Annotated in this window: 13 protein-coding genes and 1 other RNA gene; 8 read left to right on the top strand and 6 right to left on the bottom strand. The window is 40.7% G+C overall.

Translation table 11 applies throughout. The features are described from left to right. Positions 1-119 precede the first annotated feature (119 nt). Positions 120-1991 carry a SurA N-terminal domain-containing protein gene (locus F907_RS05760; protein WP_016652685.1) on the top strand — a complete coding sequence of 624 codons (1872 nt, stop codon included), beginning with the start codon at positions 120-122 and terminating at the stop codon, positions 1989-1991. Between the two features lie 63 nt (positions 1992-2054). On the opposite strand, the gene F907_RS05765 is transcribed toward F907_RS05760, so the two are convergent. Then, positions 2055-2912, bottom strand: a complete 858-nt coding sequence (locus F907_RS05765) for a YbgF trimerization domain-containing protein (protein ID WP_016652684.1) — start codon at positions 2910-2912, stop codon at positions 2055-2057. 323 nt (positions 2913-3235) lie between these two features. Between F907_RS05765 and ffs the strand changes: the two genes are divergently transcribed. Continuing rightward, an RNA gene (ffs, locus tag F907_RS18535) (signal recognition particle sRNA small type) lies at positions 3236-3332 on the top strand. A gap of 10 nt (positions 3333-3342) precedes the next feature. Here the strand turns inward: ffs and F907_RS05770 are convergent. From F907_RS05770 to F907_RS05785, 4 genes are all read right to left on the bottom strand, one after another. Beyond that, positions 3343-3831, bottom strand: a complete 489-nt coding sequence (locus F907_RS05770; RefSeq protein ID WP_016652683.1) for a regulatory protein RecX — start codon at positions 3829-3831, stop codon at positions 3343-3345. Positions 3832-3878: 47 nt separating this feature from the next. Further along, entirely contained in the window at positions 3879-4925 is a 1047-nt protein-coding gene (gene recA / locus F907_RS05775) for a recombinase RecA (protein WP_005271305.1), read from the bottom strand. 170 nt (positions 4926-5095) lie between these two features. Next, on the bottom strand, positions 5096-5524 hold the full coding sequence (locus F907_RS05780; protein WP_016652682.1) for an RNA-binding S4 domain-containing protein: 429 nt from the start codon (positions 5522-5524) through the stop codon (positions 5096-5098). Further along, positions 5508-6209: an HAD-IA family hydrolase gene (locus F907_RS05785; protein ID WP_016652681.1), complete on the bottom strand. Its 702-nt coding sequence runs from the start codon at positions 6207-6209 to the stop codon at positions 5508-5510. Before F907_RS05785 ends, F907_RS05780 begins: the two co-directional genes overlap by 17 nt. 11 nt (positions 6210-6220) lie before the next feature. Between F907_RS05785 and F907_RS05790 the strand changes: the two genes are divergently transcribed. The 4 genes from F907_RS05790 to F907_RS05805 all read left to right on the top strand — a co-directional run bounded on the left by F907_RS05790 (position 6221) and on the right by F907_RS05805 (position 12983). Then, the gene (locus F907_RS05790) at positions 6221-7078 is read left to right on the top strand and encodes a 3'(2'),5'-bisphosphate nucleotidase CysQ family protein (RefSeq protein WP_016652680.1); all 858 of its coding nucleotides are present in this window, start codon (positions 6221-6223) and stop codon (positions 7076-7078) included. 51 nt (positions 7079-7129) lie between these two features. Continuing rightward, positions 7130-7861 (top strand): histidine phosphatase family protein, encoded by a 732-nt coding sequence (locus F907_RS05795; RefSeq protein WP_005271293.1) that lies wholly within the window; start codon positions 7130-7132, stop codon positions 7859-7861. Between the two features lie 670 nt (positions 7862-8531). Beyond that, positions 8532-11534, top strand: coding sequence for a M66 family metalloprotease (locus F907_RS05800; protein WP_016652679.1), 3003 nt, complete (start codon positions 8532-8534; stop codon positions 11532-11534). A 180-nt stretch (positions 11535-11714) separates the two neighbouring features. After that, positions 11715-12983, top strand: a complete 1269-nt coding sequence (locus F907_RS05805) for a hypothetical protein (RefSeq protein WP_016652678.1) — start codon at positions 11715-11717, stop codon at positions 12981-12983. A 47-nt stretch (positions 12984-13030) separates the two neighbouring features. On the opposite strand, the gene rpsT is transcribed toward F907_RS05805, so the two are convergent. Continuing rightward, on the bottom strand, positions 13031-13297 hold the full coding sequence (gene rpsT, locus F907_RS05810; protein ID WP_004652997.1) for a 30S ribosomal protein S20: 267 nt from the start codon (positions 13295-13297) through the stop codon (positions 13031-13033). A 213-nt stretch (positions 13298-13510) separates the two neighbouring features. Between rpsT and F907_RS05815 the strand changes: the two genes are divergently transcribed. Next, the gene (locus tag F907_RS05815) at positions 13511-14176 is read left to right on the top strand and encodes a Rossmann-fold NAD(P)-binding domain-containing protein (RefSeq protein ID WP_016652677.1); all 666 of its coding nucleotides are present in this window, start codon (positions 13511-13513) and stop codon (positions 14174-14176) included. A gap of 12 nt (positions 14177-14188) precedes the next feature. Beyond that, positions 14189-14701 carry a ribonuclease E activity regulator RraA gene (gene rraA, locus F907_RS05820; RefSeq protein ID WP_016652676.1) on the top strand — a complete coding sequence of 171 codons (513 nt, stop codon included), beginning with the start codon at positions 14189-14191 and terminating at the stop codon, positions 14699-14701. Positions 14702-14706 lie beyond the last annotated feature (5 nt).

The raw sequence follows: 14706 nt of genomic DNA, 5'->3' as shown, positions 1-14706 counted from the left end.
CACCATTTAGGGTGCGTTTTTTATTTATTGAATGAAAAAGTTAATTTGATTCTTATTCTGCATTCATTCGCCTTTGTTTTTCAGTTAAAATTGCCCCGAAATAAAATATTGGAATTCTTATGGAATCGTTTCGTACTCTCATTAAGGGTTGGCTTGGCAAAGTCCTGTTAGTTTTGTTTTTGACCCCTTTAGCACTTGTAGGTATTGAAGGATATTTTAGTGGCAGCAATAAAGCAGACGTTGCGAAATCGGTAAACGGTCAAGATATTTCTAATAAAGAATTAGAAAGTGCCACCAAAAACTATAAAGACCAATATCTCTCTTTGGTGAAAGGTGATGAATCACTTTTAAATTTACCTGTTATTCAGGAAAAAGCTTTAGATGCATTAGTTGCACGTAGCTTATTACAGCAACAAGCTGAAAAGCTGGGTATGACGTTAAGTGATGTGCAACTTGAACAAATGTTGGCACAGCAACCAAGCTTTCAAGAAAATGGTCAATTCTCACAGACTTTATATGAAAATTATTTACGTTCAGTGGGTATGACCAATCAAGCTTTAATTGCAAGCTTACGTCAGGATCATGCATTGAAAATGATTTCAACGTCCTTGATGGATTATGCCTTGGTCAGCAAGTCAGATGTGCAACAATTGGCAAATCTACAAACTGAACAGCGGACTTTGCATTTGGCGAGTATTAAGCTGGATGATTATAAAAAGGGTGTAACTGCATCAAATCAGGAAATTACCGACTACTACAACAAGCATAAAAATGAGTTTAAGCAAGTTGCAAGTGTTGATGTTGATTATGTGGTATTGACGCCAGCATTACTTCCTAAAACAAATCTTGCAGTAACAGAAGCAGATTTACAGCAGGCTTATACGGCATTTGTTGATGAGCAGAAAAAAGCAGTTAAGCGTCAGGTTAAGCATATTTTAATTACCACTGATGCACGTGATGATGCTGCTGCTCAAAAGCTTGCCAATGAGGTGTATGCAAAAATTCAGGCAGGTGAATCATTTGCACAGGCTGCTGCTCAGTTCTCTGAAGATCCGAGCTCTAAAGCGAATGGTGGTTTGGTTGAGTCATATGCACCAGGTGTCTTCTCGGCTGATTTTGACAATGCCGTGAATGCATTAAAAAATGGTGAGATTTCAAAACCAGTAAAAACCCAATATGGTTATCACATCATTGAAGCTGAATCACCAATGGTGAAATTACCATCGTTTGAAGCTGAAAAAGCTCGTTTGACGGCTGAAGTTGAAAAGTCGAAAGCAGCGAATTTATTCAGTGATACAGTTAACAATCTCAATGAAATGGTTGTTGGTGGTGATTCATTAGATGTGGTTGCACAAGAAGTGAAAGGCGCGCGTATTGAATCTGCAAATGGTGTGACCCTTACAACGAATAATCCATATTTAGGTGATTTAAGCGTTAAAGCAAAATTGTTTAATGATGATGTGAAAAACGGTGACCGTAATGCATCTTCAAATATTCAATTGGCGAATGGTGATACGATCTGGATTAAGGTTCGTAATTATCATGCAGCAGGAGTTAAGCCTCTAGATCAGGCAACTGCAGAAGTGAAAGCTAAAGTCATTGAGGCGAAGGCGTATAAAGCTGCTCAAGCGAAAATTGCAACGATTCTTGCTGACTTTAAAACTCAACCTGCAGCACAAGTGGTTGCAAAATCACAGGTGACTTTTGAAAATGCGGGTACCTTTGCGCGTTCACAAGGTTTAAAACGTGCGATTGAACGTGCTGCATTCAGCATTCCAGCGCCAGCTAAAGAGGGTTTATGGTCTGCAACCACAGCGAAATTACCAAATGAGTTGGTGATTGTTGCGGTTTCAAATGTGAATAGTAGTGTTGCAAGTACCTTGCCTGCTGAGCAGTTACAAGAGCTGAATAAGCTTTATCAACAGTTCCGTGGCCAGCAAATCTTAGAAGACTATACTGAATACTTAAAATCACAGGCAAAGATCAAATAAGTTTGTTCTAAGCAATAAAAAAGCCAGTTCTGATCGACTGGCTTTTTTATTGCAAAAAGAAAACTACTTTTTCTGAATGAATTTCGCTTCTTCTGATTGCGGATATTGGCTTAAGAGTTTACTTCTGTATTGATTGGCTAAGGCGGTATTCTTATCCACTTCTTTGGCAATACTATAGAGTTGATAGACAGCACGAGATGCTTTTGCTGAGTTTGGATAGCGAGTCGCAACAATATTATAGTTTTGCTTTGCAGCTTTATAATCTACAGGCTCAACGGCTAAATAAAACTCAGCTAGCCAAAAGTATGCATTACCAACATAAATTCCATTGGGATGGTTTTTGATGAAGTTCTGCATTGGTTGAATGGCTTTTTTTGCACCGCCTTGTTTATAAGCGTCGAGTGCAACGGTATAGGCTGCTTTTTCGAGCTCGATTTGATTGGTGGTATTGTTTGTTGTCGCTGTATTGGCTGGTGGTTGATCTGCAGCAGGTTCTGCTTTCGATGGGGCAGCCTGTTGCTGTTGCGCTGGAGCTGTTGGTGCAATCACGGGCGCTGCTGCCTCGGCATTGGCGGTTGCCGCAGGAGCAGTTCCATCTTGGGCTTCTGGATGATCTTCTGGTGGATCAATTTTTTGCGAAAGCAGCTCTAAGCGTTGATCTAGGTCAGTGTAGCGATTGCTCAGTTCTTTTTTTAATTGCTCAATGGCATTGTCATGTTCTTCAAGCTGACCACGGAGCTTACGAATTTCTTCTTCAAGCTTCTGGTTCTTTTGCATGATTTCCCAGTTTAGGCTAGGAGTACCAGCAACAACATTATTGGCTTGTTGTTGACTCAAAGAGCGCGATTCAATTGGAACATTGGCATATAAATGCGCACTACTGAGCAGGGCAATAAAAAGTACGGAATGCTTTTTTAGCATAAAAATTCATCCATAAGTTGAAAAATAAAGCTGTGGTCGAAAAGTCTTCACTTTTTACTTGCAACACACTAGATATAGATTTTTGATTAAGCCATTAAAACAGCAACTCATTTAAATGCAATAAGCATTTACAATCTTCAAGCACTTTTGCGGGAAATTACGAGGTTGTTGTTTAATGTTTGTTCGTGTTGAAAGTGAATAGATAACAAATATATAGCAGTTGACGAGGAATTAGGCAGTTGAATGCAAAACTTGCGGAAAAACAGCGAGAAGTCTTGCAACTCAGGTAAAAATCTCTATACTTTGTCAGGCAATGGTAGCCCTGCTGGTAGCTTCGCAATTGTACTCTACGAACCCCGCCAGGACCGGAAGGTAGCAACGGTAGTAGAACTATGATGTGCCGAAGTCATGCTGGTAGGGCTGCCACCATTTATTCTTCTCCGCTCGTTCGAGCAACCGTTTTCATAATAACTCCCATATCAAAGCCACGGTATTGTAAAAACCGAATTTGTCTCGCCTTGATTTTTGGATCAGTTGCCACTTCTTCTCCAAACTTTTTAACTTTAAGCTGATAGGCTTGATCAAGCCAATCGACCTCTTCAAGTTCTTCAGTAATTAGCTCAGCATCGAGTTGTTTGGCTTTCAGCGCTTGTTTAATGCGTTGCAAACCTTTGCCTTTTCTGAGTTGGCTCGCTAGGGTGAGTTCGGCGACTCGTTGATCACTTTGATAATTTTGTTGTGCTAACTCTTCGACCAGTGTTGCGACTTCTTCTGGGTTGATCGCATATTGATTCAGCTTGGCAATTAATTCAGCTTGGGAATAATCGCGACGCGTGAGTAGAGCAAAGGCATATGAGCGTAATCTCGAACCAGTGAGTGTTTTAGGCTTTTCAGTTTTTTCATTGTTAGAGTTAAACAAAATTTATTTCCTTCATTAAAGAAAAACGCCCCGAAGGGCGTTTCAGTTTAGCTTTCTAAGAAATCTGGTTCTTCTTCTTCAATTTCTGTATTTTCAGTTGGTTTGTTCTTGGTGAGTAGTTGTTCGCGAATCAGCTTTTCAATTTCTTGAGCCATTGCTGAGTTTTCTTCAAAATGACGAATCACATTGTTCTTACCTTGGCCAATTTTATTGCCTTGATAAGAATACCAAGCACCCGCTTTTTGTACGATGTCTTGTTGAACTGCAAGATCAACCAATTCACCGAGTTGATTAGTCCCTTTACCGTACATAATCTGGAACACGGCTTCTTTGAAAGGAGGTGCCATTTTATTTTTTACAACTTTAACGCGTGTTTCGTTACCCGTAATCTCGTCGCCTTCTTTGACTTGACCGATACGGCGAATGTCTAAACGTACAGAGGCATAGAATTTAAGTGCGTTACCACCTGTTGTGGTTTCTGGGCTACCAAACATCACACCAATCTTCATACGGATTTGGTTAATGAAGATCACCATACAGTTCGAGCGCTTTGCATTACCTGTGATTTTACGTAAAGCCTGACTCATTAAACGTGCTTGTAAGCCCATATGTGAGTCACCCATTTCGCCTTCGATTTCAGCTTTTGGGGTCAATGCTGCAACAGAGTCGACAACGATTAAATCGATTGCACCAGAACGCACCAGCATATCTGCAATTTCAAGTGCTTGCTCACCGTGGTCTGGTTGTGAAACCAAAAGATTATCAATATCGACACCAAGCTTGCGTGCATATTCTGGATCTAATGCATGTTCCGCATCGATAAAGGCACAAGTACCGCCATTCTTTTGACATTGAGCAATCGCCTGTAATGTCATGGTCGTTTTACCCGATGATTCAGGACCGTAGATTTCAATGATACGGCCTTTTGGTAATCCGCCAATCCCTAATGCAATATCAAGTGTTAAAGAACCTGTAGAAACCGCTTCAACGGCTTGTACTGTGTTATCACCTAAGCGCATCACTGTATTTTTACCAAATTGTTTTTCAATCTGGCTTAACGCAGCTTGTAACGCCTTACTTTTATTATCATCCATCTCAAAACCTCAAAACTTTATTTCTTAACGACTAACCCAAGTGGATGTATTGAATCTCAACTTGTTGGGACTTGAGTATAGTGGCAGATTCTCGTTGTTTATTCTACATCTGATCTGTGTCTATGCGACACAAAATGACGCATCCAAAATTGAAAAATATCCATCAAAATCTACTCATCATGATAAGACCATGATTGGACATTTTCCTGTTTAAAACGATTGATATCACGACGATCTTTTTTACTTGGCCGGTGATCTGGTCGGGCTAGATTATGCAATTTTCGCTGAGATGCATGCAACTCTCTGCGCTCAATACTTTCTGTTGTTTCTTCATAAAGTAACTGGGCTGCCGGAGCACCACCCCGGACGGCAGAAAGTGCCTTGACCACTACAGTTTTTTTCTCGAAACCTTGTTGAATGGTCAGTTCCATTCCAATCCGGACATCTCTGGAAACTTTCACCCGATCATTGTTGTGGTGAACTTTACCACCTTCAATGGCGGCCTTGGCAATCGAGCGTGTTTTAAAAAAACGTGCTGCCCAAAGCCATTTATCAATGCGCATGGCATCCATGCTGTCTGGTTCATGCTGTTTTGGCATCTGTTACCTGTAAATTGGTTTCAAGATAATCAACGAGTTCGGTTAATTGATCAAGTGCGGGATAGGGTAGCTCTGTTGCCATTCTGGCGGATTTTCCGCTAGATGGCTGTAAAATGCTAAAGAGTTGAGTGATCCCAAAATCTTCAGCACTTTTGAGCACAGCAACTGTATCGTCAATAAAGACCGCTTGTGCTGGGTCAAATGGATGAAGTTGTTGTAACTTTTGCCAAAATGCGATTTCTTCTTTGGCGTGCCCAAGTTCTTCGCTACTGATCATAAGTTCAAAGTAAGGGCTTAGTTCGACATTTTCAAGTTTGAGTTTTAGGCTGGCACGATCGGCATTGGTGAGTAGCCAACAGCGATAGCCTTGCGCATTTAACTGTTGTAACAGTTGATGGCACCCAGTTCTTGCACGGATTTTTTCACGATGCTCGTATTGCAGTTGCAACACATCAACACCTACTTTAGCCGTCCAGTACGCCGAAGAGTACCAAGATAGTGTATGCTTATGTTGTTGGTAAAATTGAAATAAGGTCTGTTGGCTTTGTGCAAGTGTGCATTGATGCACTTGAGCATGTCGTTCAGGCAAACAATGATTCCAAATCAAATCATCAAAGGCTAAATCGAGTAATGTGCCGTCCATGTCAAACATGGCAATCGGCTGCTGTAAATCTGAATATGACATAAGGTTGGTCTATGTTTATAAAAACGCTTGCCCCACAAGATCAGTTAATTACACAACTTGTTCCAATTATGGTGCAGGCTAGTCAAATATTGCTGGAAGAATACCAAAGTTATTGTGCGGGTTGCGAATTTAATATTCAGGAAAAAAGTGATGATTCCCCAGTTACGCAAGCCGATTTAAAAGTAAATCACTTTTTATTGAAGCATTTAGCAACAGTGACACCACAATTACCCGTGTTGTCAGAAGAAAGCGATTATTCTGCACGTGCGGCATGGCAGCGCTGCTGGATGTTGGACCCGCTAGATGGTACTAAGGAATTTATCCATGAGCGTGATGAATTCACCATTAATCTCAGTTTGATTGAAGAACATAAAACCACTTTTGCGATTATTGCAGTGCCGTGCGAACAGGTGATGTATATCGGTTACACCTCGCAACGACCTTATAAATATAGCTTTAGCCGACAAGAATGGGCGCAATATCAGTTAGAAGAACATGACTTGGCAGCACCACTGCAAATTGGCTTGAGTCACAACAGCAAAAATCCAAAGTATAAAAATTTTATTGAGCCAATCTTACAGAGTCGTCAGGTAGAGCGGCGTGAGGCGGGCAGTGCTTATAAATTTTGTATGATGCTGGAAGGGGAAATTGATATTTATCCTCGTTTCCATCCGACCTCTGAATGGGATACCAGCTCAGGACAGGCTTTACTGGAAAGTATCGGTGGTGGGTTGATGACCTTGGACGAAAAACCTTTTATGTATAACCAGCGTGAAACAGTCTTGAATGGCGGCTTTATCGCTTATCGAGATCAACATTGCAAAAAAATTGCTTACCAGGCCTTGGCTCATTCTGGCATTTTAGATTGAGAGTCATCTTGCACATGGTATAGTGGATTAAATTTGATTTTGTGTGTGAATATGGCCCTGCATTTATTGCCTAAAAGCATGTTTGAAGCAATTGATTTATTACCCGATGCTTCAACACCTGTGACGTTATTTACTCGTCATTCCCTACGTGAGTTGGTGAATGGACAGGGCTTGGCGGGTTATGATCTACAGTTGACTGAACAGGGGCGAGAGTTGGCCTATGCTTGGGGTGAATATTTAAGCCAGCATAGTGATCGTGCAATCCAGCATTGTATTTCAAGCCCAATTCAGCGTTGTGTGGATACTGCAGCCTTAATGATTGAAGGGGCTGACCAGACCCGTAAAGCCGTGAATACCCATCGTATTGAAATTGTGGAACAGCGTTTATTGGTTGAGCCTGGTAGTTTTGTGTTGGACATACAGCAAGCGGCCCCGTATTTTCGCAAGCAGGGAGCTTTGGGGTTTATTAATAGTTTTGTGAATAATGCATTACCGGGCATGAAGCATCCGATTACAGGTGTGTTTGATGTACTTGAATTGCTTTACCATACGCATCCCACACAACAGAATGGTCTGAGTTTGGCTGTTAGCCATGACACGATTATTGCGGCAATCCTTGCTGTGATTTCAGGTAAAAATCAAATTGAGCAAACAGATTGGCCCGCAATGATGGAAGGATTGTTTGTCTGGTTTGAGGGTGAGGATTTTGTTGAAAGCCAGTTGAAATGGATCTGGCGTGGCGAACTCAATATATTAGATGTTAAACAGTTTTTGCATCGATAACTGTTAATAAACGACGGGCAACTTTATTTTAAGTATAAAAAACAACTCAAGTTTGATCCCGAATAGTAAAAAGCATTGAATCGCTGTTAATTTGAATCCAAATGCTATATTTGGATTTAATCTATAGCTGATTTAAAAATAACCTGATTAACGAATTTTACCAATTTCTGTCCTTCGATACTGTTGAGGTTAGCTTGCAGCGTGATTGCGATTGAGCCGTATATATCACCAGAAATAATCGATTTATCTAAGCTGAATGTGGTCGCTGAATCTGCAATATGTACATCATCACTCACACTTGAATGAATTGATCTAATCGCTTTTGCTTGATTGGCCTGTATGCCTTGCACAGAGGAACTGTTTAAAATTAAACGGCCGCCTTTTTGAATATCAATATCCTCTTTAATTGATGAATTGTTTAGCGTGCAGTTTGCTCATGAGGGGATGGTAAGCTTGCTGGATGGTTTATATTTAATTTAGAGGTGTGAATAAACTGGGGGGATTTGCGTGTGCCATAAACTTAGCATTTCTTGTTTTTAACTATAAATTAATTTCCCTTGATGGTAATAAAATTGTTAGTATATATAACTATATGATTTATATTAATTTTAACTATTTAACGTAATTTATCATTAACGATAATCTATCAAATTTTTCTTGGGGAAATGTGATGCAATTACAACTTAAGCATTTAACGGTCTGTTTGCTGTCGATCATGATGGTCGCTTGTGGTGGTGGGGCTGATAGTACAAGTGGGACAAATCATAATGAACCACCAAAGAATGATCAAACCACTGCGGGAAATGGCAACCTCATTCCAGGTGATGGAACCAATGAGCTACCAGGTGACGGAACATCTGAGACACCGAATAATGGCTCGGGAAATACGCTTCCAGAGCTACCGAGTGGTGGAAGTAGTGGTGCAGGTACAACCATGCCTGAAGTACCAAATACAGGTAATAATGGCTCGGGGAATATTACACCGGAGACGCCAAATAATGGCTCTGGTACTAACACGCCAGAAACGCCAAATAATGGTTCAGGAAATACCACGACCGAAATACCCAATCAGGGCGGGAGTGGAAATACTGAGACGCCTTCAGTCCCACCCGTTGCAGAAAAGTATCCTGAGCCTCGTAAAGATCTTATCGATGAAGCGGTATTAGGTTTTTATGATTACGATAAACTTGGATTACCACGGTTACTACGCAATGATTTAAATGGCAGTTTTGCTGCAATGTTGCAGTTTGCACAAAGCCATGTAGTGAACCCTAAAAATAATGAAAAAGATTCAATGCCGCGTTTAACCACAGAAAAAGATGCTTTGTTGTTGGTGACACCTCTGGCAGAAATGGGTGATCTGCAAAAACTACAAGTTGAAATTTATCAGGATAATCAGTTGCTCAGAACGGTTAAATTAAAAGAGCCATCACGAATTGCAGCTTCTGATCAGTCCAATACTGATGGACGCCCACCAGTGAGCTATTCAAAGCGAGCATGGACGGTTGCATTAAAATGGAATGAAATTCGTCCAGGCCTGCATCTTCGGGTGATTGATCCAGTCAATAATCGTAGTGGTGACCTCACTGCGGACAATATTGATTTAGCCGCACCGGGGGAATTGGTGTTGCAAAATATCCGTCTAGGCCTATTGACCGACCCACCGAAATCTACAGGTCATTATATGCTGCTCGAGCCTGCAAAGGCGGGTACGGATTATTTTCAAACGATTCCTGCAGCACGCATGATTGTCGCTAAATATGATGACTTGAAACTGAATAAAGTCATGGTAGCAAGTGGTGTCATTTATGATTCAGTCAGTGCAACTACGGGTGATGTCTATAGTGGTGATATGCGTGAGAACACCGCTAAATCGACCTTTGGTGTTGGGATTAACCTAGCCAATTGGGGTATTACCAGTGCTTCAATGGCCAGTCAGGAACAACCACAAATTACCCAAAGTGTCGTGGCGCATTATGCCCGTGGTAAATATAGCAATGGTGAGGCAACCCATGGCTTAAGTGGTGGTAATGGTATGCTGACCTTGATTGACTCTGTGGGTAATGAGTTTAGCCATGAGATTGGGCATCACTATGGGCTTGGGCATTATCCTGGTGCTGTGGGTGACAATATGTTCTGGGCTGCGCATCATGCAGATAGTGGGTGGGGTTACATTGCGTTTAGAAATAAAATGCGTGGTAACCTTAATTGGACTACCACCAATCTAGGCGATGGTGCCAATGGAGTCCCTAACTTCCTGAATAAATATGCCTATGGTTGGGATGCGATGTCTGGTGGTGCAACCGCAAGCAGTATTTCTAAATATACCCATTACACTGGTTATAGTACCTATTTGAAAATTCAGCCAGCATTTGATCGTTATGTCTGGGATGCGAGTTCGCCAACAGGCTATAAAAAATGGAATGCAACAACCCGTAGTATGGAAGTGGCTCAGCCTAAAACGCCAAATTCAAGCAATGTCTGGTATAATCGTGCCGATGGTAATTACTTGAAACCAAGAATGTTTGGTGTGCCTGTATATACCATTCTGGGTGGCTATGATCCAGAAACACAAACAGGCTTGGTCTATCCTGCTGCCAAAGGCAACTGGGGTAATGTATTTGACCTGCCGCAAGCCAATCCGAATGCAGTCACGGCAAGTTGTTGGTTGAATGTGCAGTTTGCAGGTGCGAGTCAAAATATTGCTTTGGCTCCACAGCGAATGAACAACAATAGCAATGCCAATAAATTCCATGTCAACCTTGCACAAAGTGAGGCACCACAGCAAGTTAATCTGTATTGTAAAAAAGCCAATCAAGCGGCGGTATTACTGTCGAGCATGTCGATTCCTGTCAACACAACTGCTTTAGCACCTGCAGTTGAAATTGGTAAAGAAGCAGGATACTCAGCACTCAGAGCGATAGAGCTACCTCAACTAGAGCAGGTTTTGCTTGATAATAAAGATAAGCCTGTTGTAAACCTTTCGCCTGAATCTAAATTGTTGTTTGATTCATATCGAGGTTTTAAAGATCAGCTATCTCCAGATGCTCAGAATGAAATGGTGCGTTATACCCAACAGCAAATTAAGCTGTATCGTTTAAATCGCTGGATCAATGTGTATCGTTCAGATTTAGATCATTTAAATGCTGATGCAGTAACGGCATTTCAGGCCTTTGTCGAAAAGCTAGCGCTTAAAGGTGATTTGAACTTTGCTTCGAGTACTAATCTAATGAACCGTACCAACTGCCTAAAAGCTGAAACTTTGGCCAATGGACAACTCAATGCATTTATCAGCGGTTCTACGGGTTGTGTTGGTAATGATTCGGAAAAGTGGGTCTATGATGCCTTGGGCAAAATCCATAACAAGCAATATATCGATCAATGTTTAACGACAACTACGGGCAATGTGATTAATCTTATGCCTTGTAGTGGCATGAGTAGTCAGGTTTGGGAAATTGATGTGACTGCACAAGCGATTAAGCAGTCAAATCAGTGCTTTGATTTGGAGGGTGGTTATTTAACCAATAACCGTGCACGCTTAATTCGCTATCGTTGTACCAGTGGTGCGAATCAAAAATGGACAATTCCTGTAGCAAATAACAGTTTGATCCTTGCAGGTTTGTCTGCCAAGAATTTACCCGTTGCGAGCAAGATTTTGGCTGTTGCCCCTTAATATTTTTATTTGTGTGTCATAAATGAATAGTATGAAGTTCTTCGGAGCTTCATATTTTTTTATCCAGAATATATTTCTTATAAAGTTAAAAAAATAATAAAAGTGCACTTTTAAAATCTGTCTTTTTTCGTCATGATAAGGCTATAAAAAGAGAAACTTGACACATAATTGGATAAAAAGATGTTATCAAACACAATTTATTTATGGGAGCCTGAAATTTTTACAGGTAAAGTTCCCGCAGAAGATGATTCATATCAAGTTGCTTTTGAGTTGCATCAGCAATATCGCAATATCTCTAGCCATGGCAGAACTTTGCAGGCGTGGTTAGAGTTATTTAGCAACAAGATTGGTGATCCACAATATCAATCCTATTTTTCTGAACAGACCCTGCAGTGGGTACAAGAGATTAAGAATAAGTTCGCTCAAGGGCTGTGTGCCAGTATCCAGTTGGAGACTTTGGCAAGTGAAGCTCAAAATGATGCGGTATATCGGGTTTTCTATGAGGCGGTTCATGAAACAGGCATCGGCTTCTATGAGCCGAATTATAATGTTTGGGCCATAGGGGAGCTGCAATCTCCTGAAAATGCGGTGTCCAATATGTTGCAACCGTATTTATTAGAGCCTTTGTACATTAAGCAAATTGAACCTTTGGTTGAAATTGAGCCAGTCATGGTTGTCAGTGAGTTACAAGCTCCACAGAATATGCCTGAAGCTGAGCAATTGATTAGTCAGTGGTTTGAACAGCAATCCTATACTCAACAGTTAAGTCTTAATGTTTTTAATGTTGCTCATGATTTTATTTCAAATTGGGGGAATATCGGTCGTCCTGAATTGGCCTTGGATACAGGCTATCGCTGTTTTTTATTGACGCAAAAACAAATGGGTGTTTTTTATCAGCTGAAAATGGTGCTTAGAAAATTAACGGTTAGTCCGATGCTATCTTTTGCGATGGACTTGACCGACCGCTTTATTCCTCAGCAGTTGCAAGAACAATTACCAGAGCGTCTAATTTTTAGGCTGCGTTCAATGGATGTGCATAAAAATACAGGGCAGAAGTATCATGCAGAATCTTGTTTTGCCTTAACAGGTCGATGGGAGACACAGGCTGATATTCAGAATTTCTTTAAAAATCTGGATGATTATATCAATTTTATCTTTTCTAATTTGGGACAAAGCCGATTAGAGGTATTGCAGGCTTGGGTGTATGGAGATATGCCTGAAGGAATTAAAATTGATCTGGATTTTCGTTTTGAATTAATGATGTTTGCGTTAAGCCAAGACGGACTATGTTTGCAAGAGCGTTATCAACATCATAAGGCTTTGCTGACACAGAATCATGCACGAGCTAGTGATTTAGGTTTACTTGAGGAAAGTTATAAGTTTTGTCAGAAGTTGCTCAAGATCGTGGCAGAGGCAGGAACAGGGATGCAGCCTTACATTAAAAATTAAAGACAATAAAAAAGCCCGAATTTTCGGGCTTTTTTATATGCATCAAATTAGTTAGCTAATGCTTTAACTTGAGCGTTCAAGCGGCTCTTATGACGAGCAGCTTTGTTTTTGTGGATAATGCCTTTATCAGCCATACGGTCGATAACTGGAACAGCAGTTTTATAAGCTTCTGTAGCAGTAGCATAATCACCAGCAGCGATCGCATTTACAGTACGTTTGATGTAAGTACGAACCATAGAACGTAAGCTTGCGTTGTGTTTACGTGCTTTAACGTTTTGACGAGCACGTTTTTTAGCTTGAGCAGAGTTTGCCACTCGTGCACTCCTTGAAAATAAGTTGGTCTGGGCGGGCTGAAGTTAAAACCAATAAAACATTAGCAACATTCACCAGCCCGTAAACAAGTGCCATATTTTGAGGAAACTAAGCCGCGAAGTCAAGTCTTGTGATACTTTTAAGTACATTTAACAGGTGAAAAACGTGCAAGAAAACGTTACATTAGCCTTAGTCATTGATTGGAACAAATAAAAATGAAAATAGGTGATAAAAATGCAATTGTTATTGGTGCAACAGGTTTGGTGGGTCAAGCCCTTGTAGATGAGTTGCAACAAGCAGATGATTTTAGTTCAATTACAGTGGTAGTTAGGAAAAGTTCAGAAATATTAAAATCTTATAGCAAAGTAACACAATTGATACTAGACGATTTTCTGCTATTGAATGATGAAGATGTCAGTACGTATACGCATGCATTCAGTTGCTTGGGAAGTACGATCAAACAAGCGGGATCTAAAGATGCTTTTTATGCGATTGACTATGAAATCAATGCTCATTTTGCAGATTTAGTTCAGGATAAAAATATTCATTTATTGGTGGTGAGTGCATTAGGAGCGAACGCTAATTCGCCAGTTTTCTATAATAAAGTCAAAGGCGAATTGGAAAATTACCTAAAAAACCTGTCAATTTATAAGCTATCAATTTTCCAACCCTCACTTTTAATTGGTAAGCGTAGTGATGTTCGCTTGCTTGAGGACTTGGCGCAAACCGCATTTAAGCTGGTCGAAAAAGCATGGACCAGACCGTTTAAACTAAAACCTGTTACCGCTGAGCAATTGGCGCATACTATGTTGATTGCAGCACAAACTCAAACTGCAGCATTCAAATGCTATGACAATTTAAGCATACAACAAACTAAATAAAGGAGCATTTCAGTGACCACAATCCCTTTCGTAACATGCGATTTGTTAGATGATAATCCTGAAAAAAAGTTACAAGTCGTAACACCTTCTCTGGATGGTAAATTCTTTAAAAGTTATGGTGCGCGTAAGACATTTGGTGGACAAGCTGTGACCGTTAAATGTTTTGAAGACAATTCCCGTGTAAAAGAACTATTGGCAACCGATGGTACGGGTAAAGTGTTGGTTGTTGATGGTGGTGCGTCGATGCGTTGTGCACTAATGGGGGATTTGATTGCTGAGTCAGCGGTTAAGCATCACTGGAACGGTGTCGTAATTTATGGTTGTGTCCGTGATGTTGATGCGATTGCAGAACTCGATTTAGGCGTACATGCATTGGCTGCTATTCCACAAAAAAGTAATCGCAAAGGCATAGGTGAGGTAGACATCACATTGTATTTTGGTGGCGTGACAATCAACTCTGGCGATTATATCTATGCAGATAATAATGGCATTGTGATTGCAGAAGAAAAATTAGTCGACTGCTAAAAGGA

Origin of the sequence: Acinetobacter colistiniresistens, assembly GCF_000413935.1 — a bacterium.
Lineage (GTDB): Bacteria > Pseudomonadota > Gammaproteobacteria > Pseudomonadales > Moraxellaceae > Acinetobacter > Acinetobacter colistiniresistens.
This window is presented reverse-complemented; position numbering and strand designations above follow the sequence as displayed.

What these genes read in the sequence shown, in the direction of transcription:
- F907_RS05760 (WP_016652685.1), top strand. Translation starts at nt 120, where the DNA reads ATGGAATCGTTTCGTACTCTCATTAAGGGTTGGCTTGGCAAAGTCCTG.
- F907_RS05765 (WP_016652684.1), bottom strand. Translation starts at nt 2,912, where the DNA reads ATGCTAAAAAAGCATTCCGTACTTTTTATTGCCCTGCTCAGTAGTGCG.
- recA (WP_005271305.1), bottom strand. Translation starts at nt 4,925, where the DNA reads ATGGATGATAATAAAAGTAAGGCGTTACAAGCTGCGTTAAGCCAGATT.
- F907_RS05780 (WP_016652682.1), bottom strand. Translation starts at nt 5,524, where the DNA reads ATGCCAAAACAGCATGAACCAGACAGCATGGATGCCATGCGCATTGAT.
- F907_RS05785 (WP_016652681.1), bottom strand. Translation starts at nt 6,209, where the DNA reads ATGTCATATTCAGATTTACAGCAGCCGATTGCCATGTTTGACATGGAC.
- F907_RS05790 (WP_016652680.1), top strand. Translation starts at nt 6,221, where the DNA reads ATGTTTATAAAAACGCTTGCCCCACAAGATCAGTTAATTACACAACTT.
- F907_RS05795 (WP_005271293.1), top strand. Translation starts at nt 7,130, where the DNA reads ATGGCCCTGCATTTATTGCCTAAAAGCATGTTTGAAGCAATTGATTTA.
- F907_RS05800 (WP_016652679.1), top strand. Translation starts at nt 8,532, where the DNA reads ATGCAATTACAACTTAAGCATTTAACGGTCTGTTTGCTGTCGATCATG.
- F907_RS05805 (WP_016652678.1), top strand. Translation starts at nt 11,715, where the DNA reads ATGTTATCAAACACAATTTATTTATGGGAGCCTGAAATTTTTACAGGT.
- F907_RS05815 (WP_016652677.1), top strand. Translation starts at nt 13,511, where the DNA reads ATGAAAATAGGTGATAAAAATGCAATTGTTATTGGTGCAACAGGTTTG.